General features: G+C 72.6%; 19 protein-coding genes and 1 pseudogene. 3 read left to right on the top strand and 17 right to left on the bottom strand.

What is annotated here, in order from left to right:
• Nucleotides 1-13: 13 nt before the first annotated feature.
• Together ACNYS0_RS00680 and ACNYS0_RS00675 are read right to left on the bottom strand one after the other, a co-directional pair.
• Nucleotides 14-1036: a LacI family DNA-binding transcriptional regulator gene (locus ACNYS0_RS00680; RefSeq protein WP_422470629.1), complete on the bottom strand. Its 1023-nt coding sequence runs from the start codon at nt 1034-1036 to the stop codon at nt 14-16.
• A gap of 166 nt (nt 1037-1202) precedes the next feature.
• Complete coding sequence (locus ACNYS0_RS00675; RefSeq protein ID WP_422470628.1) at nt 1203-2453, bottom strand: MFS transporter; 1251 nt, start codon at nt 2451-2453, stop codon at nt 1203-1205.
• A 134-nt stretch (nt 2454-2587) separates the two neighbouring features.
• Between ACNYS0_RS00675 and ACNYS0_RS00670 the strand changes: the two genes are divergently transcribed.
• Nucleotides 2588-3481, top strand: a complete 894-nt coding sequence (locus tag ACNYS0_RS00670; RefSeq protein ID WP_422470627.1) for a LysR family transcriptional regulator — start codon at nt 2588-2590, stop codon at nt 3479-3481.
• A gap of 323 nt (nt 3482-3804) precedes the next feature.
• Here ACNYS0_RS00670 and ACNYS0_RS00665 read toward each other — a convergent pair whose 3' ends face one another.
• The 9 genes from ACNYS0_RS00665 to ACNYS0_RS00625 all read right to left on the bottom strand — a co-directional run bounded on the left by ACNYS0_RS00665 (nt 3805) and on the right by ACNYS0_RS00625 (nt 14604).
• A complete protein-coding gene (locus ACNYS0_RS00665; protein ID WP_422470626.1) occupies nt 3805-5457 on the bottom strand; it encodes a thiamine pyrophosphate-binding protein in 1653 nt (550 codons plus the stop codon).
• A 2-nt stretch (nt 5458-5459) separates the two neighbouring features.
• A complete protein-coding gene (locus ACNYS0_RS00660) occupies nt 5460-6263 on the bottom strand; it encodes a cyclase family protein (RefSeq protein WP_422470625.1) in 804 nt (267 codons plus the stop codon).
• A 113-nt stretch (nt 6264-6376) separates the two neighbouring features.
• On the bottom strand, nt 6377-6922 hold the full coding sequence (locus tag ACNYS0_RS00655) for a DinB family protein (RefSeq protein WP_422470624.1): 546 nt from the start codon (nt 6920-6922) through the stop codon (nt 6377-6379).
• 103 nt (nt 6923-7025) lie between these two features.
• Nucleotides 7026-8588 (bottom strand): PucR family transcriptional regulator, encoded by a 1563-nt coding sequence (locus ACNYS0_RS00650; RefSeq protein WP_422470623.1) that lies wholly within the window; start codon nt 8586-8588, stop codon nt 7026-7028.
• On the bottom strand, nt 8585-9652 hold the full coding sequence (locus ACNYS0_RS00645) for a DUF917 domain-containing protein (protein ID WP_422470622.1): 1068 nt from the start codon (nt 9650-9652) through the stop codon (nt 8585-8587). Before ACNYS0_RS00645 ends, ACNYS0_RS00650 begins: the two co-directional genes overlap by 4 nt.
• Before the next feature lie 117 nt (nt 9653-9769).
• Nucleotides 9770-10888: a DUF917 domain-containing protein gene (locus ACNYS0_RS00640; RefSeq protein ID WP_422470621.1), complete on the bottom strand. Its 1119-nt coding sequence runs from the start codon at nt 10886-10888 to the stop codon at nt 9770-9772.
• 36 nt (nt 10889-10924) lie between these two features.
• Nucleotides 10925-12478: a hydantoinase/oxoprolinase N-terminal domain-containing protein gene (locus ACNYS0_RS00635; RefSeq protein ID WP_422470620.1), complete on the bottom strand. Its 1554-nt coding sequence runs from the start codon at nt 12476-12478 to the stop codon at nt 10925-10927.
• A 12-nt stretch (nt 12479-12490) separates the two neighbouring features.
• Complete coding sequence (locus ACNYS0_RS00630; protein ID WP_422470619.1) at nt 12491-13906, bottom strand: purine-cytosine permease family protein; 1416 nt, start codon at nt 13904-13906, stop codon at nt 12491-12493.
• A gap of 170 nt (nt 13907-14076) precedes the next feature.
• Complete coding sequence (locus ACNYS0_RS00625) at nt 14077-14604, bottom strand: TIGR03086 family metal-binding protein (RefSeq protein ID WP_422470618.1); 528 nt, start codon at nt 14602-14604, stop codon at nt 14077-14079.
• A gap of 104 nt (nt 14605-14708) precedes the next feature.
• Here ACNYS0_RS00625 and ACNYS0_RS00620 point away from each other — a divergent pair, with 104 nt between their 5' ends.
• Nucleotides 14709-15518 (top strand): SAM-dependent methyltransferase, encoded by an 810-nt coding sequence (locus ACNYS0_RS00620; protein ID WP_422470617.1) that lies wholly within the window; start codon nt 14709-14711, stop codon nt 15516-15518.
• A 21-nt stretch (nt 15519-15539) separates the two neighbouring features.
• Here the strand turns inward: ACNYS0_RS00620 and ACNYS0_RS00615 are convergent, their stop codons facing one another.
• From ACNYS0_RS00615 to xsc, 6 genes and pseudogenes are all read right to left on the bottom strand, one after another.
• On the bottom strand, nt 15540-15824 hold the full coding sequence (locus ACNYS0_RS00615; protein WP_422411953.1) for a cupin domain-containing protein: 285 nt from the start codon (nt 15822-15824) through the stop codon (nt 15540-15542).
• Nucleotides 15825-15886: 62 nt separating this feature from the next.
• A complete protein-coding gene (locus ACNYS0_RS00610; protein WP_422470616.1) occupies nt 15887-16324 on the bottom strand; it encodes a VOC family protein in 438 nt (145 codons plus the stop codon).
• A 116-nt stretch (nt 16325-16440) separates the two neighbouring features.
• The gene (locus ACNYS0_RS00605; RefSeq protein ID WP_422470615.1) at nt 16441-17901 is read right to left on the bottom strand and encodes a sodium:solute symporter family protein; all 1461 of its coding nucleotides are present in this window, start codon (nt 17899-17901) and stop codon (nt 16441-16443) included.
• Nucleotides 17898-18083 (bottom strand): annotated as a pseudogene (locus tag ACNYS0_RS00600) (DUF3311 domain-containing protein); the annotation flags it as partial. The pseudogene ACNYS0_RS00600 and the gene ACNYS0_RS00605, both read right to left, overlap by 4 nt.
• A gap of 72 nt (nt 18084-18155) precedes the next feature.
• Entirely contained in the window at nt 18156-19835 is a 1680-nt protein-coding gene (locus ACNYS0_RS00595) for an amidohydrolase (RefSeq protein ID WP_422470614.1), read from the bottom strand.
• Nucleotides 19836-19923: 88 nt separating this feature from the next.
• Nucleotides 19924-21750, bottom strand: coding sequence for a sulfoacetaldehyde acetyltransferase (gene xsc / locus ACNYS0_RS00590; RefSeq protein WP_422470613.1), 1827 nt, complete (start codon nt 21748-21750; stop codon nt 19924-19926).
• A 232-nt stretch (nt 21751-21982) separates the two neighbouring features.
• On the opposite strand from xsc, the gene ACNYS0_RS00585 reads away from it, so the two are divergent.
• Nucleotides 21983-22753: an IclR family transcriptional regulator gene (locus ACNYS0_RS00585; RefSeq protein ID WP_422470612.1), complete on the top strand. Its 771-nt coding sequence runs from the start codon at nt 21983-21985 to the stop codon at nt 22751-22753.
• Nucleotides 22754-22764 lie beyond the last annotated feature (11 nt).

Raw genomic sequence — 22764 nt, 5'->3', positions numbered from 1 at the left:
GAGCCCCGGCGGCTCAGTCGCGCGGCGCAGGACCGATGGAGGCGCGGGTAACGAACTCGGCGGGCGGCAGCGCCACGTGCGCCGCTCCCTCGTCCCCGGCGAGCACCGCGTCCAGGGCGCGGGCCGCGGCCTCGCCCCAGCCGCGGGCGTCCGCGCGGGCCGAGGAGAGCGGCGGATAGCTGTAGCGGGTCAGGGGCGCGTCGTCGTAGCCGACGACCGAGAGGCGCTCGGGGACCGGGACGCCCAGCTCCTGGGCGACCGAGAGCCCGGCCATCGCGGCGAGGTCGTTGCCGTAGACGATCGCGGTCGGCGGGGTGTCGAGCGCGAGCAGCTCGCGGGTGGCCCGCGCGCCGCCCTCGGCGCTGAATCCGCCCGGCAGCACCGGGCCCTCGGGCAGGCCGAGGTCGCGCAGCGCCTGCTCCCAGGCGAGGCGGCGCCGGTGGGCGTGCCGGAACTCGCGGGGGCCCTCGACGTGCGCGATGCGCCGGTGGCCGAGGTCGGCGAGGCGGCGGACCGCCGCGGAGTAGGCGGGCTCGTCGTCGAGGCTCACCGTGGGCAGGCCGCCGCCCCACTCGGGCTGGCCCACCACCACGGCGGGCAGGCCGAGCCGGTGCATCAGCGGGGGACGCGGGTCGTCGTGCCGCAGGTCCGTGAGCAGGACGCCGTCCACCTGACGTTCGGCCGCGAGCCGCTCGTACACGCCCTGCTCCCGCTCGGGCGTCGTCACGTGCACCATCAGGCCGTCGCCGCGCTGTCCGATGACGGCCTCGACGCCCGCGATGAAGGCCGGGAAGAAGAGGTCCGCCCCGATCTGCTCCGGATCGCGGGTCAGGACGAGGCCGAACGCCCCGGCCTTGCCGAGCGAGAGGGCGCGGGCCTGCCGGCTCGGCGTCCACCCCAGGTCGGCGGCCGCCGCGAGCACCCGGGCCTTGGTGTCCTCCGCGATGCCCGGGCGGTCGTTGAGGGCGAAGGAGACGGTGGCGCGGGAGACCCCGGCGTGGCGTGCGACGTCCGCGATGGTGGGCTTGCGGGCCATGGCGTGCAGGGCTCCTCGGGGGTGGCCTCCAGATGGGCGTTCAAACCGGTTTGAACGGCCGAACGGCGTTGACTAAACCGGTTTGAACGTGAAGGCGTCAAGGGTTTGGCCGATGTGATCTGCGTCGCTGCGCTCCCGCGGGCTGGGGCTTCCTCGGCTGTCTCCCTCAACGCCCGCCGTGCGAACGGCGGTTGAGGACGGCGACCGCCGTCAGGAGGATGAGGAGAGCCGCGGCGAACCAGGTCATCGCCGAGGTCGCCGAGAGATGGAGCGTGGCGAGTCCGAGCGCGACGGCCGGGCCGCTCAGTCCGAGATAGGCGACCAGGAACAGGCCCGCGAGCGCCTCGCCGCGCCGTGCGGGCGCCGCCATCGCGACCACGGCCCCGACCGCCGCCTTGAACAGCAGCCCCGCTCCGATGCCCGCGACCGCGCCGCCCACCAGGAACGTCGCGAGATTCGCGGTGTGCATCCCGGCCACCAGCGTCAGGAAGCCCGTGCCCTGCGCGATCAGCCCCAGCGTCGACTTCGTCCGCGGCGCGAGCCGGTTGGTGAGGATCTGCGCGAGCGCCGCGCCGCCGAACACCAGGAAGGAGATCGCTCCGGCCAGCAGGTGCGACGGGTGGTGCAGGGAGCGCGCGACGAACCCGGCGGCGATCGACGAGAACAGGCCGAACACCGCGAAGGACGCGAACGCGGCGGCGGCCGCGGCCACGTACCCGGCCCGGTCGCCGTGGTCGGCGCTCACCCGCTGCGGCCGGTAGCGCGGCCTGACCGGCAGCTCGCGCACGGTCTCCGGGGTACGGGACAGGGCCACGGCCACGGCCACGAGGAGGACCGCGAACACGAGATACGGCAGCCGCAGCGGAGCCGTCACGTACTGCGCGAGAAAGCCGGACACCAGCGGGCCGAGGCCGAGACCGCCGATGTTGGCGGCCGTCGCCACCGTCTCGAAGCGCTGCGGGGAGGCGGCGGGACGGTGCGCGGCGTGCAGTTCGGCGAGGTGGGCGGTGGCCGTCGCACTGAGCATGCCGATGCCGAGACCGCTCACGAACCGGGCGACGAGCAGCACCGGCAGCTCCGGGCTCGACAGGAACAGCAGGGCGGCGACGAACTCGAGGCCGAGCGCCGGCAGCAGGATCTTCTTGCGGCCCACCCAGTCCGACACGTGCCCGGCCAGCAGCAGGCTGACCACCACGCCCACCGCGTACACGGCGAAGACGACGGTGACCATGAAGGTCGAGAAGCCGTCCCGCTCCTCGTGCAGCGGGTACAGCGGGGTGGGCACCGTCGAGAACGCCATCGACGTGAGGAAGGCGAGCGCCACGGTCCAGAAGCCGATGCCGTGGCGGCGTGCGCCCACGGTGGGCCGGGCGGCGGGGGAGGGCGACGAGGTGCGGACGCGCGTCGGCGTGGCCATGCGGCAGAAGTCCGTTCGGCTGGAGGGGGATCGGGTGGGCATGTCCCACTGTCCGCCCGCACAGCCATCACGTCCAACGAATCTTCCAGCTCGCAACGATCGCGATCAGAGATGGTTGCTGCGATAGTCGACGAGTGGAACTACGGCATCTCGAGTACTTCGTAGCGGTCGCCGAAGAGCAGAACTTCACCCGCGCGGCGGCCCGTTTGCACATCGTCCAGTCCGCGGTCTCCGCCGCGGTCAAAACGCTGGAGCGCGAACTGGACGCGCGCCTCCTCGACCGCAACTCCAAGCGGGTGCTGCTGACCGACGAGGGGCGGGCGCTGCTGCCGCGCGCCCGCGTCGTCCTCGATGCCGCGCGCGACGCCGCCGACGCCGTCGCCGAGGTGCGGGGCGCGCTGCGCGGCACCCTGCGGCTCGGCACGCTCACCTCGATCCGGCTGATCGACCTGCCGGGTCTGCTGGGCGAGTTCCACCGCCGGCACCCGGGCGTCCAGGTGCAGATCACGGTCGCGCCGACCGGCTCCCAGGGGCATCTCACGGCGCTCGCCGAACGCCGCCTCGACCTGGCCCTGGTGTCCCTGCCAGGGGCAAGCCCCGCCGAGGTCGAGCTGACGCCGCTGGCCGGCTCGACCCTCGACCTCGTGGTGCCCGCCGGGCATCCGCTCGCCGGGCGCGACAGCGTGGCGATCCGCGAACTGGCCGGGCTGCGGTTCATCGACTGCCCAGTGGGGTACGGCAACCGGTCCGTCGCCGACCGTGCCTTCGCCACTGCGGGCGTCCCGCGCCACGTCACCATCGAGATCACCGACCTCGCGACCAGCGCCGACTACGTCAGGGCGGGACTGGGCGTGGCCCTGGTGCCGCGCTTCCTCGCCGACACCGCGCACGGCCTGACCGTCCTCCCGGTGACGGACGCGGACCTTGGCTGGTCGCTCTATCTCGCGACGCCGGCCGACCGTCCGCCGAGCGCCGCGGCCCGCGCGCTCACGGAGCTGCTGCGGGTTTCGGCCGCCGCGTCCGGATGACGACGTGAAGACGGTCTTGAGACGCCGCTGGCATGTGCCATACGTTTGAACGCCCCGAAGGGGGTTACCTTCTTCAACGCCCCTGGCCCCCGGGCAACTTGACTGTAGACGCCACAGTCGCATCGCCGACAACGCGACTGTGGTAATCCGTCCGAAGGGTCCCGGCCGGGGCTTCCTCCCGCGGCCCCGCGGCGTCATCGGACGGAACAGGCGAGGAAGTGCGTGAAGGGGAGCCGTGCTTTCTCGTGGGTGACCCCCGCCGATGTTCGTACGCGATTCCCGGCGGGGGTCGCCGCTGTCCTTCCGGAGCGGCCGGGTCGGTGTCAGTGGCCGAACGCCTCCTGCAACCACCAGGCGCCCTCGTCGCGCGTCGTCTTGGCGTCGATGACCATCGGCCGGTCCGGGGCGGCGAGCCACTCGGTGAGCGGGGCCAGGTCGTCCGGCCCCGTCACCGTCAGGGCCGCGCAGCCGTATCCGCGGGCGAGCGCCGCGATGTCGGTGTCGGGGAACGTGACCGTGGACAGGTCCGCCGCCTCGCCCGGGTGACCGAAGTGGTGGACCTCCGCCCCGTACATGGCGTCGTTGTAGACCACCACCAGAAGGGGCAGCCCGAGGCGCACGGCCGTCTCCAACTCCGATACGCCCATGAGGAATCCGCCGTCGCCGCAGGCCGCCACCGGGAGCCGATCGGGCCGGGCGAGCGCGGCGCCGATCGCCGTCGACAGGCCCAGGCCGATCGACTGGAACGCCTGCGTGAAGCACAGCCCGTACTGGTCGGGCACGTCGAGGTACATGCTCGGGTAACCCATGAAGTTGCCCGAGTCGACGGCGACCGTGCGCTCCGCCGGGAGCATGCCGCCCAGCGCCAGCGTGAGCGTACGAGGGTCGATGCGGCCGTCACCCGAATCGTCCTCGAACGGGACCTGGGGCCAACTCCCCTCAACGGCCAGGCGCTTGGCGACGTCCGGCGTGCGGCAGCCGGTGGCGGCAGGACCGTCCACCAGGAGCGAGGCGACCTCGTGCGCCGTCTCCGTGACACCGGCCCACAGGCCCAGGTCGATGTCCCGGGTGCGGCCGAGGGCGTCGCGGTCGACGTCCACCTGGACGACCTTGGCGGTCTCCGAGATGAGACGCCCGTGGCGCATGGTCCACATGTTCAGGGCGCAGCCCCAGCCCACGATCAGGTCGGCGCCCGAGATGAGCTCGGCGGCCAGCGGCGTGGCGAAACCGCCCGCCACGTCCAGGCACCACTCCTCGCCCGGCCGTCCGTTGAAGAGCCCGCGCGCCACCGCCGACGTCGCGAGCAGCGCGCCCGTCCGCGAGGCGAGCGCGGCGATCGCCTCACCGGCCTCGTCGGAACGCGCACCGCGACCGGCCACGAACACCGGGCGTTCGGCGCGGCGCAGCAGCTCGGCGAAGCCCTCCGCGTCGGCGGCGGCCGGCCGCGGCAGACCGGGCGCCGGGCGACGCCGGGGCGCCACCGCGTCCGCGGGCAGCGGCACGTCCTGTACGTCGATGGGGACGTTGAGGACCACCGTGCGACGCTCCTCGGCGCACAGTCGAAACGCGCGTGTGACGTCGTCGAGCGCCGTGCGCGCGGAGCGGACCCGCGCCGACACCGCCCCGACGCCCTCGGCGAGGGCCGGCTGATCGACGTGGAAGTTCGAGGTCCGCTCCGTCGCCTCCGCCGTCACGACCAGCAGCGGCGTGCGGCTCTTCGCGGCCTCGGCCACACCGGTCAGCGAGTTGGTGTAGCCGCAGCCCTGGTGCACGCTGAGGACGGTGACCTCGCCACTGGTGCGGGCATGGGCGTCCGCCATGACCGCCGCGCCGCCCTCGTGCCGCGCCGCGACGAAGCGGGCGCCCGCGGCCACGAGCGCGCCCGTGACATGAAAGTTGCCGCTGCCCACCACGCCGAACGCGGTGCGCACACCGAGCCGGTGGAGCTCGCGGCCGATGGCTTCCCGTACCAGCATGCTCACTTGCCTTCCGCGGCGGGCACGAGCGCCAGAACGCGCGTGGGACTGCCGGAACCGCCGACGATGCGCAGCGGAGCGACGACGAGCACCGCGCCGACCGGCGGAAGCTCCCCGACGTTGCGCAGCTGTGTCACGCCGTACTTTCCGTTGCCGAGCATGAAGTGGTGCACGGGGAAGGGCGGTTCGAAGCGGAACGCCTGACCCGCGTCCGTGCCGACGGTCTCCACGCCGATCCCCACGATGCCGGTCTCCTCGGCCAGGTAGCGGGCGCACTCCGCGGTCAGGCCAGGCGTGTGCGGGCCGTTGTCGTCGGCGTTGAGGAAGGCCGCCTGGTCGTCGGAGCGGGTGTCCCAACCCGTGCGGTACACCAGCCAGCCGCCCTCGGGCAGCGCGCCGTGCTCCCGCTCCCACGCCTTGAGCTCGTCGAGGCCCAGCAGGTAATCGGGGTCCTTGGCGCACTCGGCCGACCTGTCCACGACCGCGGCGGGCCCCACGAGCCGCGCCGCCGGCACACTGCCCACGTCCTCCAGGTCACGGCCGGACGACCAGTGCACCGGGGCGTCGAAGTGGGTGCCCACGTGCTCGCCGGTGTGGATGTGGTTCTGGAAGGAGATCTCGCCCGGGTCGTCCCAGTCGTTGAGCTTCTCCAGCTCGAAGCGGGGTATCGGGTGCATCGGCTCGGGCAGCGGAAGGATCGGCGTCCCGGACGACAGCGGGGCGGTGAGATCGACCACGCGGAGCGAACCGTCGGCGAGCGAGGCGATCAGGTCGGTGGCGGCGGAGGTGTGCGGACGTGATGTCATGGCGGACATCATCAGTCCTCCGGGTGCCGCGGCGATACCCGGTGTGCCGCCGCTCGTCCGCGTGAACGCGGCGACCGTCGCACACCGGGACCTGAACGTGCGGGCCCCTGGGGTCAGCCCATGCTCTTCGAGCCGTCCAGGGACTCGCGGATGATGTCGGCGTGGCCCGCGTGCTGCGCCGTCTCGGCGACGAGGTGCATCAGGACCCGGCGCACGGACCACTCCGCGCCCGGCTCGTTCCACGGAGCCTTCGGCAGCGCCCACCTGCGGTCCAGGTCCGGCACGCTCGCCACCAGCTCGTCGGTCCTGGCGGCGGCCTTCTCGTACGCGGCGAGCACACCGGCCAGAGTCTCGTCGGGCAGCAGCCGGAAGGTGTCCGCCCGGGCCGCGAAGTCCGCCTCGGTCATCGCCGTGAAGTCCGGCATGGCGGCGGCGCCTTCGAGGATGAAGCCCGCCCAGCTCTGCTCCACCTCGGTGAGGTGCTTGATCAGACCGCCGAGACACAGCTCGCTCGCCGTCGTCCGCTGCCGGGCCTGGTCGTCCGTCAGGTCCCGCGTGGTGAAGGTCAGGAAGTACCGCTGCTTGGCCAGTGCCTCCAGAAGGTCCGCGCGTTCGCCGGTGACGGTGGGGGCGTTGGTGCTCGACTCGCTGGTGGTCATGGTGTCCGCCTCTCCTGCGGGAATGCCCGCTTGCTGTTCGGTGCCGTCACAGTAATCAGCGAGTAGGTCAGATCGTGACCTACTTGGTCCTGCCGGACCCAACTCATCCTTCGACGGCCGTCCGGCACGCCAGATGCAGGGCCAGGCGCTCGTCCGGATCCGCGAGATCCACGCTCAGGAGCTGCTGTACGCGGGCGATGCGCGCCGCGACCGTGTTGCGGTGCACACCGAGGACCGCGGCGGTCTCGGCCGTGGAGGACTCCGCGTCGAGGTACGCGGTGAGGGTGCGCACCAAGTCGCCGGGCTCGCCGGACAGCGGCTCGAGCAGGGAGCGGGCCGCGGGCTGGAAGGTGTCCGTGCGGGTCCAGGCGAGGAGCAGCTGGGCGAGGCCGAGGCGGTCGACGTGGAAGAAGCGCCCGCTCGTCTCCCGGCCCTGCGCCAGGCGCGCCGCGTCGGCCGCCTCGCCCAGGCTGCGGGCGATGCCGGCGGGACCCGGGTGGGCGCGGCCCACCCCCACGTACGCGTGCACCACCTCCGGCAGGCGGCGCTGCACGCGGCGCACCGCGGCGGCGTGCCGCTCGATGTCGCTGGTCGACGGCTCCTGGTCGGCGCTGGTCCAGGCGGACCAGCCGTCGCCCTGCTCGACGACCTGCGCGCCGAGCCGCTCCGCCGCGAACGCGTCGGTGACCTCGGCGCGCAGACCCGCCACGTCCACGTCGGGCCCCGTGCCGATGCGGATGCCGGTGTGCCAGCCGTCGAGGCGCCAGCCGAACTCGACCGCGTGCCGGCGCACCGCGTCCGGGATCTCGCCGCCCGCCGGGCGCAGCAACTCGCCGAGCAGAGAGGTGCGGTGACGGGCACTGCGCTCCAGGTCGAGGCGGCGCAGCGCGAGCCGCTCCCGCACGGCGCCCGACGCCACCTCCAGGGCGGCGGCCACCGCGTCGGCCTCAGGAGCGAGCCGGGCGGGCAGGCGCACCGCGAGGCGGGGGCGGGTGCGTTCGGTGCCGACGGGGTGGGTGAGGAGGCGGGCGCCGCCGGGGAGGTCGAGCGGGCGGGGGAGCGGTGGACCCGTCAACTGCCGCGCCACCGTGTCCTGTTCGGCGGGTTCCACGGTGGCCGGGTCGCCCGCCAGGTGCCGGGCGTCCGCGGTGAGCAGGGCGACCGGGCGGTGCAGCAGTGCGCCCAGGTCGGTGAGCAGCGCGTCCACCGTCTCGTCCGCGCGGGCGCACACCTGCGCGGTGCGCAGTGCCGACTCGGCGCGCAGCAGCCCCGGTTCGGCGGTCATCCGCTCCAGGGCGAGGTACGCGGCCAGCGGATCGGGGGAGCCGAGAACGGGCAGCCGCAGTCGCTCGGCGAGCAGCGCCGACGACATGCGCAGCGCCGACACCCCGGGAACCAGCAGTGCCGCGACACCCGCGCCGTGCGCACGGCGCAGCAGTGCGTCCAGCCGCCAGTCACCACGGTCCGCGCCGCCGAGCAGCACCAGGAGCCTGTCGGTGGACTCCTCGGGGAGCGGGTGTGCCAAGTCCTGTGCGGCTACCGGGTGGTGGAGGGCGCGGGTGCTCTCGGGGCCCGCGAGGAGCGCGACGTCGTGCCACGAGGGGTGGGCGAGCATGGCGGTGAGGGAGACACCGCCGGAGGAGCCGCTTCGGGCGGTACTGGTCATGGTGTGGCGGCCTCGAATCCGACGACTCCCGCGTCCAGGCCGAACGCGCGGGGCGAGACGTACGGCTCCGTGTCGGGCCGCCGCCAGAACTCCGGGCCCGGCAGCGTCGCCGCGACGACCTCCTGGCCGGGACGGACCCGGTCGATGGCCAGAGGCAGCGCCGTGCGGCGGTCCAGGAGGCAGATGACGTCGGGGACGGTCGCCGCGACCTCGCCGTCGCGCAGGGCCAGCAGGATCTCGTTCTCGGTCTCCAGGCGGACGACCGTGCCGGACGCGGCATCGGTGATCGTGACACTGCCCCGTCCGAAGCCGGGTCCCTCGCTGCGCGCGACCTCCCGGATCCGGCCCGCCGCGAGGACCCGGCAGCCGAGCGCGCTCTCCACGGCGTCCCTGTCCGGGCGGTGCGGGAGCGCGGCGTGCGCGCGGCCCAGGGCGAGGGCCCGGGTGAGGGAGCCGTCGACGCAGGCGTCGCGCACCTCGCTCAGCCGCACCGGGGCGAGCGCGAGCGCGGCCCAGCCGCCCGCCGCCGCGAGGAAGCCCCGCACGGTCCGCTCCAGGCCGCGGGCGTCCGTACGGTCCACCACCAGGAGCTGGCCGCCCGGCTCGGCCAGCGCGCACGGGGTGACGGGGTGGCCGCGCACCGCCCAGCTGAGCTGGTCGAGCCGGGGCAGGGCGCGGCCCATCAGGTCGACGTCGACGACGGGGAGGCCGAGGTCGAGCGCGGCAAGCAGCACCGTGAGGGCGTTGGGGCCGCCGGCCTCCACGGCCATCAGGGCGTCGGGGGCGCGGCTGCCGGTCCATCGGGTGACCGCGGTGATCGCCTCGCGGAACTCCCGGCCGTTCGGGAGCTTCTCGCTCAGTACGTTCACGGCGCCCACGACGCCGACCGGGACGATCAGGGGGTCGTGGGGACCGGGTTCGTGCCAGGTCACCGTGCCGGTTTCGCCCAGTGCGCGCCGCAGCATCGACGCGAATGCCGCGGCGTCGCCGCCTCCGCCGCAGCCCAGCACGTTGACGCCGGTGACCAGGGGGGTGACGTCGGCGGAGGTGATCGTTTGTGGCACGTCGCCGATTCTCGCAGCGTGAGCCGGTCCCTGCGTCTCGGGGCTCCGCCCCGGACCCCGCTGTTCAATCGCCGAAGGGGCTTGATTGGTCCCCCTGCCCCGGGGCGGCCGGTCTGCTCAATCGCCGCAGGGGCTCTCATTCGGCAGTATCTCCTCCACCGGATGGAACTCGAACGGAAGACCGAAGCAGCCAGGGCCGAAGACCTCCAGTGCCTCCGGTGTTCGCATGATCTCGGGGGCCGCGATGCCGATCACCGTGACCCGCTGGCCGTAGCGGAGCGCCTCCGTCGTGATGGGTTCGCCCGTGTCCGCCTCCAGGACGCACACCAGGTCCGGGACCACGCAGATCGGCTCGCCGTCGCGCAGCGCCGCCAAGTGCTCGTTCTGGAAACGGAGTTCGAGCCCCGATGCGCCCTCGAACGCCGCGAACGTGGCGCGGCCGCGCGCGAAACCGCCCTCCGTGCGCCGCTCCACATCGGTCACCTTGCCGCGGAACAGCACCCGCAGGTGACCGTAGATCGTGCCCTCCACCGCCTCGCCGAGCGCCTCCACCGGGTCGCGGTGCGCCTCGCGCGCCTCGCGGACCGCCCGGCCGAGCGACAGGGCCAAGGACAGGGTGCGCGGCACCGCGGTGCGCTTGAGCTGTTCCCCGGTCATCGAGTACTCGGCTATCGCGGCACCGCCGCCGAGCCCGACCGTCACCCGGCGTGCCAGATCCTCCAGGCGCTTGGTGTCCTTGCCGGTGTCGAACACGCAGGTCTCGCCGTGCTCGCCGGCCATCGCGAGCGGCGAGGCCGGGATCCCGTACACGTGGAAGGTCTCCATCTGGAGTTCGGGGAAGGCGCGGCCCATGCCGTCCGCGTCGACGACCGGCAGCCCCGTGCGGGCCGCGACGATCAGCGGGATCAGGGAGTTGCTGCCGCCGCACTCGATGGGCATCGTCGCGTCCGCCGTCCGCCCGGTGAACGCCTCCAGGGCGCGCAGCGCGGCCACCGGCTCGTCGGCGCCCGGCAGCTTCTCGACCATCACGGTCGGCGCGCCCATGTTCGCGACCGGGACGACGAACGCGTCGTCGGCCACCTCGTCCGGGTCGAGGACGGTCACGGGACCGTGCTCGCGCATCGCCTCGCGCACCAGCAGGCGGCCGATGGTCGGGTCGCCGCCGCCTCCGGTGCCGAGGATCGCGGCGCCGCGCGCCAGGTCGTCCAGCTGCTCGGGGCCCAGGGTCCAGCTCATGTGCTCGTGCTCTCCTTACGGGGGTGGGGGCGGGGCTCAGTCGACCTGTTGCAGGTCGCCCACGGCCTTGCAGCGGATACGGGTCGCGTTGCCGGGAAGGTAGGGGACGGGGACCTCGTCGAACTCGACGATGCGCACCCCGGAGGGGTTGGCACCGGCCGCCACGGCCCGGTCGACCGCCTCCTGGCGCGCCTCGTCGAGCACGCTCTCGCGGCGCCCCGCGTCGATCGCGTAGACCCGGTCGACCTCGCCGCCGACCTGCGCGATGGCCGCGCCGATCGCGTTCGCGACCGCGAAGTGGTCGGGGCGGTGCACCGCCCCGGAACCGGGGAGGGTGTCCGGGAGCAGCACGGAACCGCCGCCCACCGCGACCACCGGAAGCGGCTCGGGAGAGGTCCGCATCGACTCGACCGCGCGCGCCACGTCGGCGGCGATCGTGTCGAGCGCCTCCTTGACGAGGCGTGCGTCGAGGTGGGCCACCGCCGAGCGGTCGCCGATGTCGGTGAGCCCCGCCGCCACCGCGACATCGGTGGCGGTCAGCGTGGAGCCGCCGAACACCAGGGCATCTTCCGTGAGCCGGTAGCCGACCGAGCGAGGGCCGACCGTGACGCGGCCGCCGTCCTCCACGACCAGTGAGCCGCCGCCGATGCCGATGCTGTGCACGTCCGGCATGCGGAAGTTGGTGCGCACCCCCGCCACGTCCACGGCCGTCCCCGCCTCGCGCGGGAAGCCCTGCGTGAGCACGCCGACATCGCTCGTCGTGCCGCCGACGTCGACGACCGCGCAGGTGTCGAGGCCGGACAGCACAGCGGCGCCGCGCATCGAGTTCGTCGGGCCCGAGGCGAACGTGGCGACCGGGTAGCGGCGCGCGTACTCCAGGTCCATCAGCGTGCCGTCGTTCTGGCTCAGGTAGAGGGGAGCGGTGATGCCGAATCCGGCGACCGCCCCGGCGAGGCCGTCGACGATCCCGGCGGCGAGCTCGCGCAGCGCCGCGTTCACGGCGGTCGCGTTCTCCCGCTCCAGGAGTCCGATGCGCCCGATCTCGTGGGACAGAGACAGCGCCACGTCCGGGCCCAGCTCCGCGCTCAGGATCTCCGCCGCGCGCACCTCGAACTCGTCGCTGACCGGCGAGAACACCGAGGAGATCGCCACCGACCTGACGCCGTGCGCGGCCATGTCGGCGGCGTGCCGGCGCAGCTCGTCCTCGTCCAGGTCGGCGATCTTCCGCCCGTCGAACTCGTGCCCGCCGTGCGCCAGGTACGGGCGTCCGGCGACGGCCCGCGTCAGCCGCTCCGGCCAGTCCACGAACGGGGGCAGCGCGGACGTCGCGGGCAGGCCGAGGCGGAGCGCCGCCGTCGGGGCGAGTCCCCGCGCCTCGACGAGCGCGTTGAGGAAGTGGGTGGTGCCGATCATCACGGCGCCGACCGCCGCCGGGTCGAAGGCGTGCTGCGCGTGCAGCGCCTTGAGCGCGGACACGATGCCCGACGTGACGTCCTGGCTGGTCGCGGACTTGGTGGTGGCGAGCACCTGCGGTCCTTCGAGCAGGACGGCGTCGGTGTTGGTGCCGCCGACATCGATTCCGATACGCACGGAACTGGCTCCTTAGCGGGAGGCGCCGCTGGAGGCGGCGGAGACGTGAGGGGTCTGGGAGGCGGGGGAGTCGTCCTCGGTCGCTTCGCCCCGCTCCCCATCGGACACCGGCGCACCGGCTCCCATGTCGCGGGACACACCGACGCCGCGCACCAGGCCGAGCCGGCCCAGGACGACGTAGCCGACGAACGCGAAGACGACCGAGTTGATGCTGGGCAGGCCCCAGTCGACGAACTCGCCGACGCAGAAGGAGAGCACCCACACGACGATCGTCGCCGGGACCCAGGTCGGGGCGGTCGCGGGCAGCGTGCCCGCGGCCCGCGAGGCCTCCAGGTCGCCGCGCCACCGCTTGACCACGAAGTATTCGGCGATCATCACGCCTGCGATGGGCGGGAAGGCGACGCCGAGCAGCGTCAGGAAGTCGGCGAACCGGTCGAGGATGCCGGCCGCCGCGAGCAGGCTGCCGACGATGCCGAGGAGGACGGTGACGGTGGCGCGGCCCACCTTGCGGCCGAAGACCGACTCGATGAAGTTCACGACGCCGAGTCCCGAGCTGTACAGATTCCAGTCGTTGATCTTCAGGGCGCCCATGACGACGACGAGGGTGCCGACCCAGCCCACCGAGGACACGGCGATGGCGGTCACGTCGGCGGAGCGGGTGGCGTGCGCGAGGAGCACACCGGCGAGCCCGACCACGTACTCACCGAGCGAGATGCCCACCACGGTCTGCTTGACGACGTCGGCGGTGGTGCGGTTGAAGCGGGTCATGTCGGGCGTGATGATGGCGCCCGCGATGGCGCCGCCGGCGACCAGCGTCGTGCCCTGGACCAGGGAGAGGTGCGGGCCGGGCGGCGCGGAGGCGACCAGGTGCCCGATGTCGTAGCGCGTCAGCTCGTGCACCGTGGACCAGCCGACGAGCAGCAGGAACGCGGGCACCGTGATGTACGCGGCCCAGTTCATGGAGCCGAAGCCCCACAGCACGACGGCCGTCACACCGAGCCCGAACAGGACCGACCACACGGGGGCCGGGAACACCCCGACCAGCCCGGCGAGCGCGTCGGCCGAGATCGCCGACTGGATGCCGAACCAGCCGATGAGGCTCAGCGCGATGGCGAGCCCGATCAGCGAGGACCCGATGCGCCCGAACCCGGTCCAGCGCGCGAGCACGGACGTCGGAAGCCCCTCCCGTACGCCGATGATCCCCACGAAGATCGACAGCACCTCGACGATCACCGAGCCGAGGGTGAGCGCCCAGAACGCCGTCCAGAAGTCCATCCCGAAGCCCAGCGTCGCCCCGAGCACGAACTGGCTGAGCCCGGAGATCTGCCCGAAACGTTGCAGGGCTACGGACCACCAGCTGTAGCGGGCGGAGCTGGGCACTCTGGTCAGGGCGTGATCGTCCACCCCGACGGCGCGTGCGGCGGCCATCGAACCTCCAAGCGACTGCGGTTGCCCGCACGCTACGGCGGCCGCCGGACGGGCGGGGTGGGCGCAGTGCCCGGTGGGGCGCAGGTGGCTGTGCAGAGTGCACGGTGAGGCTTCGGGGTGTGCCAGAGGCGCATGCCTCGCCACTCAGGGCGGTGGCTCCGGGTGGCAGTTCAGGGGCGGCGCCCCGTCAAGCCCACGATGCGGTCGATCAGCGGCGCGTCGGCGGGTGTCTCGACCGGCGGCCCCCAAGCCGGCGGCGCCGCCTCGGTCAGGAACCCCGAGACATGGTCGTGGCAGGCGCGCAGGGTGTCCTCGGGCAGGTCGAGGGTTTGGCCGGTGGCCCGGGCGAGGTCCCAGCCGTGCACCACCATCTCGGTGAGCGCGACCTTGCCCCATTCCTCGTTGGTCAGCGTGATCCCCGGGCCTTCCGACTCGCCGTGCCAGGCGGCCGGGTCGTCCCAGGCGTCGCCGAGCGCCCGCACGCTCTTCAGCGCGCTCTCCCGCCGGTCGCCCGGCTCCGCGGGCAGGGGTGCTTCCTTGCGGGCGAAGCCGGTGAAGGCCCGCGCCGCGTCGTCGACGTGGGCGATGAGCTCGAGCACGGTGTAGTCGGGACAAGGGGTGGGCCCTGACAGCTGCTCGTCGGTCACGGCGGTCAGTACCTCGGTCATCCGGGCGCAGGCCGGCTTCAGGTCGATCACGGAAAGTCCTCCTCGGGTGGCACGCGGTGGTGATATTGATGCAGACCGTCGGCAGAGCCCGAACTCATCGGCGCGCCCGGCGTGTTGTGTGTGAAGCTGAGGCCATGGATCAGACGCATGGCGAACTCCGCGACAGGCTCCAGACCGACCGCCCGCACTCCGCCCGGGTGTGGAACTACCTTCTGGGCGGCAAGGACAACTACCCCGTCGACAGCGAGGTCGGCGAGGCCATTCTCGCCACGTTCCCCGAGTTCGCCACCGTCGCGCGGCTCCAGCGGCAGTTCCTCGTGCGCGCGGTGCGGTACCTGGCGGGCGAGGCGGGCATCCGGCAGTTCCTCGACATCGGCACGGGCCTTCCCACGGCCGACAACACGCACGAGGTGGCCCAGCGCATCGCCCCGGACAGCCGGATCGTGTACGTCGACAACGATCCGCTGGTACTGACCCACGCGCGGGCCCTGCTCACCAGCACCCCCGAAGGGGCCTGCGCCTATCTGGACGCCGATGTGCGGGACCCGGAGCGGATCCTGGCCCAGGCGCGCGAGACCCTGGACTTCGACCGGCCGATCGGACTGACCCTGCTCAGCATCATCGGGCAGCTGTCCGACGACGATCACCCCGAGGACGTGGTGGCCGCACTGCTCGAAGGGCTGCCGCCCGGCAGCTATCTGGCCCTGACCGACGGCACGAACACCAACGACGCGCTCAACAGGGCCGTCGCGGGGTACAACGAGCAGTCGGTGCACACCTATCACCTGCGGTCACCGGAGCGGATCGCCGCGTTCTTCGACGGCCTCGACCTCGTGGAACCGGGGGTCGTCCACACGTCGGCCTGGCGCCCGGACCCGGACGCCCCGAAGCCCGAGGCGTCCGCGGTCGAGGCGGCGATGTGCGGGGTGGCACGCAAGGCGTGACAGCGCCCTGGAGGTGGGGCGCTACTTGCGCTCCACCTCCACGAAGGCCAGCGGAGCCTGCCCCGCGTTGACGACCTCGTGCTCGCTGCCCGCCGACCGCGCGTAGGAGCGGCCCGCGAACAGCTCGTTGCGCGTGACCGTGCCGTCCGGGGTGATGACGTCGGTCCGGCCGTCCGTCACCGGGACCACGACGTAGTCGTACTCGTGCACGTGGCGGCCGGTGCTCTGCCCCGGCTCGAAGTCCCAGCGGGTGACCCGCGTGCGCTCGTCCTCGTGCTGCACGGTGGCGCGGGCGGTGGTGGTCATGTGTCACGGCTCTTTCGTCGGGCGGAACGGTGGCGGCGGGGTACGTCGCCGCGGGTGGCAGGCTAACCGGCTCGGACCGCGAAGAGCTGCTCCAGGTCGGCGAAGGCCTTGAACTCCAGTGCGTTGCCCGCCGGGTCGAGGAAGAACATCGTCCACTGCTCGCCCGGTTCGCCCTGGAAACGCACAGAGGGCTCGATCACGAAGTCCGTACCGGCGGCGGTCATCCGCTCCGCGAGCCGCTGGAACTCCGGCACCGACAGCACCAGACCGAAGTGCGGCACCGGCACCTCGTGCCCGTCGACCGGGTTGGTGCCCGCCCGCCGCTCGCGCGGTGTCCCGTCCCCGACCTGGTGGGTGACCACTTGGTGGCCCCCGAAGTTCCAGTCGATCCACCGGGTGTCCGAGCGTCCCTCGGCGAAGCCGAGCACCTTGCCGTAGAAGTCTCGGGCGGCGGCGAGGTCGTCGACCGGAACGGCGAGATGGAAGGGTGCCAGCGACATCGGGAACTCCTTGTGCGGTCGGTGAGCCGGGGCCGGGGAATCCCTGTCCCGGTGGGCGCGCCGGTATGCCTCCCGCGCAGAGGACGGCGGGCGCCGCACCGGGAGCGCCGCAGCTGTCAGCGCACGGCCGCCGCCTCCTCGTCCGGGGTGTCCGGGGCATCCGGCCGGGGCGCGGGCGCCGACACCAGCGGCGGCTCGGTCGCGCACGGGCGGGACCTCGCCAGGGCGCTGAGGCCGAAGGTGAGCGCCGCGTTCAGCACCACGGTGAGCAGGCCCGCGTTGACCCCGCCGAGGTCGGGCTCCACCACGTACAGGACCAGGGATGCGGCGACACCCGCGATCATGCCGGTCGCCACCGCCCACGCCCGCACCCGGCGGAAGAACAGCAGGGCGAACCAGCCGGGGATCAGCTGGCCGAGGAGGTAGTACGTCAGGTTGAGCACGGTCAGCATCAGCGAGGACGCGGTGAGCGTCAGGACGGCGGCCGCGACGAGGAACACCGCGACGGCCAGCGTCGTCCACCGGCGCTGCGCCTCCGGGCGCAGGTTCGGCGCGAGGTTGCGGGAGACGATGCCGCCGATCGACAGCGCCGTCACCGCGAGCACCAGCACACCCGAAAGGCCCGCCCCGCCCGCGACCACACCCACCAACCAGTTCGGCAGCACATCACGGACGACGTCCATGAACACCGTGTTGGGATCGGCGACATGCTTGCCGGCCGTGTACGCGAAGTACGCCGTGGCCACCAGGAACGGGTACATCAGCATGTACGACGGCATCCACACCGTCGAGGACTTGATGGCCCGCTCGGAGCGCGCGGTGAAGATGTAGCCCGCGGAGAAGCCCAGATAGAAGGTGACCGCCTGGAAGACGATGGTGGTCAGCGCGAACACCATCGGGCTGCCCGACATGGTGACCTGCGCGTGCGGCACGGCCGCCGGATCGGTGACCGCCTCGATGCCACCGCCCGCGACGAGCGCGGCGACACCTGCTGCCACCACGCCGAGCACCATGAGCCCGTCCTTGAGGATGGACACGAACGCAGGCGAGCGCACCCCGGACACGGCGACGTACAGGAACGCCATCACGCCCGCGAGGATCACCGCCTGCACCGGAGTGATCGGCAGCCCGAGCGCCGTGAGCACCACCTGCATGCCGATGAACTGGTACTGGCCCCACGGCACCAGCGCCGTCAACAGGGCGAACGCCGTGATGAGTTCGAGGCCGCGGCTGCGGAAGTGGCGGCCGAAGACGTCCGGGATGGTCATCGCGTCGTAGCGGACACCGGCCCGCCAGATCAGCGGCGCCACGTAGTAGCCGAGCGGATAGGCCAGCAGGATGTAGCCGAGGAACCAGACGCCGTAGCTCGCGCCCCTGGCGTAGATCCCGGCCGGGAAGCCGATCATCGTGCCGATGCTGTAGACCTCGCCGACCGCGAGGAAGTACAGCAGCCAGGGCGGGAACGAACGGCCGCCGACCAGGTACTCGCTGATGGACACCTTGCGGATGCCGCGCCGGGCGCTGAACGCCACGAGGACCGAGAGCACCATGATGACGAAGAAGACGCCTGCGATCATCGGGACACCTCTTCCGAGGGTTCCGGTGTGTCCTCGGGGTAGTGCTTCTGGTCCGTCCGCCATGCCAGATACAGGCACAGACTGGTCAGCGGGAAGCAGGCGAACACCCACAGGAACAGCAGTGGGATGCCCGCCACGTACACGTCCGTGTTGGCGAGCAGCGGCATGACCACGAGGAGCGCGAACGAGGGGGACGCCGAGGCCGAGCCACAGGCTGCGCGGGAGCCGGCGGGTGGGTTCGGTCGATGGTGAACTCATCGCGTGCCTCCGGGAGTTCGCTCCCAGACGACGTCGCCGCCGATGACCGTCGCCTCGACCGTCAGATCGCGCAGGCCGCGCTCGCCACCGGCCGTCGGGTCCGCGGACAGGACCGTGACATCGGCCAGCTTGCCCGGCTCCAGGGTGCCCTTGCGGTCCTCCTCGAAGGCCAGCTTCGCGGCCTCGCTGGTGTAGGCGCGCAGCGCGGTCTCCGCGTCGACCCGCTGCTCGGGTCCGAGTTGGTGGCCGTCGCGGGTCATCCGGTCGACCGCGCACCACATGCCCTCCAGCGGCGGCACCGGCACCACGGGTGTGTCCGAGTGCAGGCCGAAGGTGACACCGTGGCGGCGGGCCGAGGCCAACGGGTCGATGCGGGCCGCCCGTTCGGGTCCGAGGAAGCGGTCGCGGTGCCGGTCGCCCCAGTAGTAGACGTGCTTGACGAAGAACGAGGCGTGCACCCCAGCCCGTGCCATGTCCGCCAACTGCCGCTCGCCCGCCATCTGGCAGTGCTCGATGCGGTGGCGCCGGTCCGCGGACTCCGGGTCGAGACCGAGCTTCTGGTACGCGTCGAGGATGGCCTGGATCGCACCGTCGCCGTTGCCGTGCACGGCGACCTGCCACCCCGCCTCGTGCAGCGTCGCGATCCGCCGGGACAGGTCGTCCGGCGGGAAGATCAGCAGCCCGTGCTTGTCCGGGGCACACGCGTAGCCGTCCGAGACACACCCGGTCAGGCCCTGGATCGAACCGTCCGCCCACATCTTGACGCCGGCCACCCGGAACTCGTCGTCACCGAGCCCCGCGACGGCCGACTCCACCGGGCTGAGACGCCCCTCGGCCAGCTCCGGGAACAGGTCCTGCACGAGATAGGCCTGGACACGGTTGCGGAAGCGGCCGGTGAGCCGGGCCCTGCGGTAGGCGTCCAGCTCGCCGGGGCCGCCCATCAGGCCGAGCCCGGTGTCGTGCACGGTGGTGACACCCGCCTCCAGGTACGCGTCACCGGCCCGGCCGAGGGCGTCGGCGAGGTCGTCGACGCCCGGGTGCGGCATGCTCGCGTACGCGGCGAACGCGGCGGTCTCCGCGAGCACACCGGTCGGCTCGCCCTTCGCGTCGCGCACGATGGCGCCGCCGACCGGATCGGGAGTGTCCCGGCCGATGCCCAGGCGCCCGAGGGCCGCCGAGTTGAGCACGCAGAAGTGGCCCGAGATGTGTTGCAGACACACCGGGTGGTCCGGCGAGACCGGGTCCAGATCGGTGCGGGTGGGGTGCCGGTCGTCGGCGAGAAGTGTGTCGTCGTAGCGGTAGCCGCGGATCCACTCGCCCCGCTCGGTGTGCCCGGCGGCCTGCTCCACCCGGGCCACGATGTCGGCGATCCGGTCGTTCGGCGGACTGCCCGCGTCGACCTCCGCGGCGAGGGTCAGGCCGAAGAACGTGGGGTGGTTGTGGGTCTCGATGAACCCCGGCACCGCGCACTGGCCGCCCAGATCGCGCAGCGTGGTCGCGGGCCCGGCGAGGGTCAGGATGTCGGCGTCCGAGCCGACGGCGAGCACCTTGCCGTCGCGGGCCGCGAGCGCCGTGCCGGTGTGCCCGGCGCGGTCCAGGGTGCGCACGGTGCCGCCGTACAGGATCGTGTCGGCGGCGTGCAGGGGATCGGCGGGGCGGGGAAGCGGGCTCGGCACGGATGATCACCACCAGGGGAGAGGGACGGAGGATGGGGCGCCCGCACCGACCGCGGGCGCCCCGGACGTGCTCGTACGGCTACAGCGGTCAGACGTAGTCCCGGTACTTGTCCAGGTGCCTGACCGGCTTCGACAGGGCGTCGCGGCGGAACGGGTCGCCCAGCTCACGGGTGGTCATGACCTCGATGACGGTGGTGCGTCCCTCGTTCATCTGCGCGGCGACCGCCTTGCTCAGCGCCGGGCCGACATCCTCGAGACGGTCGACGATCACGCCGTCGGCGCCCATCGCCCGGGCGATCCCGGCGAAGGACTCGCTCTCCAGCTCGCCCGCGACGAACCGGCGGTCGTAGAAGTCGACCTGGTTCTTCTTCTCGGCGCCCCACTGCCGGTTGTGGAACACCACGGCGGTGACCGGGATGTCGTGCCGCACCGCCGTCATGATCTCGCCCATGCTCATGCCCCACGCGCCGTCGCCCGCGTAGGCGACCGCGGGGCGCTCGGGCGCGGCCAGCTTGGCGCCGATGATCGTCGGCAGCGCGTAGCCGCAGTTGCCGAAGGACATCGGGGCGAAGAAGGAGCGCGGCTCCTCGAACCGGAGGTAGCTGTGGGCGATCGAGTTGATGTTCCCGATGTCGGTCGAGACCATCACCCGCTCCGGCAGCGCCTTCTCCAGCTCGCGCAGCACCTGACGCGGGTGCAGCCACGAGCCGTCCTCGCCGTCCTGCTCGGCGATCATGTCGAGGCTGTACTGGTCCGTCTCGTGGATCCAGCCGTCCAGCTCCTTCTCCCAGGCGTCCTTCTCCGCCTGGATCGTCGCCGAACGCCGGGCTCGGGTCTGCTCGCAGACGAGGTCACGGCCGTCGAGCCGGTGCACCAGGGACTGCGCCGCGGCGCCCGCGTCCCCGCAGATCCCGACCTCGATCTTCTTGACGAGGCCGAGCATGCGGTGGTCCGCGTCGATCTGGATGATCCTGGCGTCTTTGGGCCAGTACTCCATCCCGTACTGCGGCAGCGTGCCGAACGGGCCGAGCCGGGTACCGAGCGCGACCACCACGTCGGCCTGCGCGAGCAGCTTCATGCCCGCCTTGGAGCCCTGGTAGCCGAGCGGCCCGCACCACAGCGGGTGGCTCGCGGGGAACGAGTCGTTGTGCTGGTACGAGTTGACGACCGGCGCGCCGAGGCGTTCGGCCAGCGCCTTCGCCTGCTCGACCGCGTCGCCCATGACCACACCGCCACCGGAGATGATGACCGGGAACTCGGCCTCGGCCAGCAGCCGCGCCGCCTCCTCCAGGCTGCGCTCGCCGCCCGGACCCCGGTCGAGCCGGGACGGGCGCGGGATCTCGGCCTCGATGTCCCCGTAGAAGTGGTCGCGCGGGATGTTGAGCTGCGTCGGGCCCATCTCGCTCATCGCGCGGTCGAAGGCGCGACCCGTCAGCTCCGCCATCCGGCGCGGATTGTTCACGTGCGCCTGGTACTTGGTGAACTCCTCGAACATCGGGAGCTGGTTCGTCTCCTGGAAGCCGCCGAGTCCCATGCCCATCGTGCCCGCCTCGGGCGTGACGATGACGACGGGGGAGTGCGCCCAGTAGGCCGCCGCGATGGCCGTGACGCAGTTCGAGATCCCCGGCCCGTTCTGGCCGATGACCACGCCGTGGCGGCCGCTGGCCCGTGCGTAGCCGTCCGCCATGTGGCCCGCGCCCTGCTCGTGCACGACCGGGATCAGTTGGATGCCGGCCGGCGCGAAGATGTCCATCGCGTCCATGAAGGCCGAACCCATGATGCCGAAGATGTCCGTGACGCCGTGCGAGACCAGGGTCTCCACGAACGACTCGGAAGGGGTCATCCGTTGCACACCGGCGGCCACCTGACGGCCGTCCTCGGTCGTGAACTGCGGTTGGGGCGCACTGCTGGTCATGGATTTTCCACCCTTCGACGTGCTGTCGGTCCTTGTGCGGGGTGGCGCATGTTCGCTGGGGAGAGCGGGTTCCGGGATCCGGTACGCGGTGTTCCCGAAAGCGGGACACGTCGAGGACCGTAGAGCGGGCGTCTCGGCAGCGTCAACCGTGCGTACCGAAATCCGGGACGTGCTGCTACGTTCGGGGGCTCATCAACTGGCATCCATCACAGTGGAGTTGAGGATGGTGCACATGGAGGACGGAACCCCGGCCCTGCGCCTGTTCGCCCTGCTGGAACACATCGCCCGCACCGACCGCCTGGTCACCCTGACCGAGCTGGTCGCCGAGACCGGCCTGCCCAAGCCGACCGTGCACCGGATGCTCCAGCAGCTGGAGGGCGCGGGCCTCCTCGACCGTCAGGGAGACGGCCGCCGCTACGGCGCGGGCGGCCGACTGCGCGCGTTCGCCGAGGACCTGCTCAGCCACGGCACCCACCACGCGGCGCGGCACGCGGTGCTGCGCCACCTCGTCGACGAGATCGGCGAGACCTGCAATCTGACCGCGCCCGCCGGTCCTGAGGTCGTCTACCTGGACCGGGTCGAGACCCCGGAGCCACTGCGCTTCGCCCTGCGGCCGGGGTCCCGCGTCCCCGTGCACTGCAGCGCGAGCGGAAAGCTGATCCTGGCGTTTCTGCCCGCCGCCCAGCGCCGCAAGATCCTCACCGCGGCCCCGCTGAAGGCGTTCACCGCGCGCACCCGCACCGACCCCGACGCCCTGGAGGCCGAGCTGGGGCAGGTGCGCAGGGACGGATTCGCCCTGGACGACGAGGAGTTCCTGCCCGGCCTGGTGTGCGCCGCCGTGCCCGTGCCCCGCCGGCCGGGCGTCGACCCGTCGGCGTCGCGGGTGCGCCAGTGCGTGGCACTCCAGGCGCCCGCGGTGCGCGTCGACGTGGCGCGGGCCGTGAAGCTGGTACCGGTACTGCGGCAGGCGGCCGAGCGGATCGCGCGCATCGAGGCGGAGTGATGTTCGCGAGC

This window comes from Streptomyces anthophorae (assembly GCF_049310305.1).
Classification (GTDB): domain Bacteria; phylum Actinomycetota; class Actinomycetes; order Streptomycetales; family Streptomycetaceae; genus Streptomyces.
Note: the sequence above shows the minus strand (reverse complement) of the source record. Positions and strands in the feature narration are given on the sequence as shown.

Bases quoted from the DNA above. Each gene is read 5' to 3' on its own strand.
- ACNYS0_RS00605 (WP_422470615.1), bottom strand. From the start codon at position 17,901: ATGATCGCAGGCGTCTTCTTCGTCATCATGGTGCTCTCGGTCCTCGTG.
- ACNYS0_RS00615 (WP_422411953.1), bottom strand. From the start codon at position 15,824: ATGACCACCACCGCCCGCGCCACCGTGCAGCACGAGGACGAGCGCACG.
- ACNYS0_RS00665 (WP_422470626.1), bottom strand. From the start codon at position 5,457: ATGCTGGTACGGGAAGCCATCGGCCGCGAGCTCCACCGGCTCGGTGTG.
- ACNYS0_RS00630 (WP_422470619.1), bottom strand. From the start codon at position 13,906: ATGGCCGCCGCACGCGCCGTCGGGGTGGACGATCACGCCCTGACCAGA.
- xsc (WP_422470613.1), bottom strand. From the start codon at position 21,750: ATGACCAGCAGTGCGCCCCAACCGCAGTTCACGACCGAGGACGGCCGT.
- ACNYS0_RS00610 (WP_422470616.1), bottom strand. From the start codon at position 16,324: ATGTCGCTGGCACCCTTCCATCTCGCCGTTCCGGTCGACGACCTCGCC.
- ACNYS0_RS00650 (WP_422470623.1), bottom strand. From the start codon at position 8,588: ATGACCAGTACCGCCCGAAGCGGCTCCTCCGGCGGTGTCTCCCTCACC.
- ACNYS0_RS00585 (WP_422470612.1), top strand. From the start codon at position 21,983: ATGGAGGACGGAACCCCGGCCCTGCGCCTGTTCGCCCTGCTGGAACAC.
- ACNYS0_RS00675 (WP_422470628.1), bottom strand. From the start codon at position 2,453: ATGGCCACGCCGACGCGCGTCCGCACCTCGTCGCCCTCCCCCGCCGCC.
- ACNYS0_RS00620 (WP_422470617.1), top strand. From the start codon at position 14,709: ATGGATCAGACGCATGGCGAACTCCGCGACAGGCTCCAGACCGACCGC.
- ACNYS0_RS00640 (WP_422470621.1), bottom strand. From the start codon at position 10,888: ATGAGCTGGACCCTGGGCCCCGAGCAGCTGGACGACCTGGCGCGCGGC.
- ACNYS0_RS00660 (WP_422470625.1), bottom strand. From the start codon at position 6,263: ATGACATCACGTCCGCACACCTCCGCCGCCACCGACCTGATCGCCTCG.
- ACNYS0_RS00655 (WP_422470624.1), bottom strand. From the start codon at position 6,922: ATGACCACCAGCGAGTCGAGCACCAACGCCCCCACCGTCACCGGCGAA.
- ACNYS0_RS00680 (WP_422470629.1), bottom strand. From the start codon at position 1,036: ATGGCCCGCAAGCCCACCATCGCGGACGTCGCACGCCACGCCGGGGTC.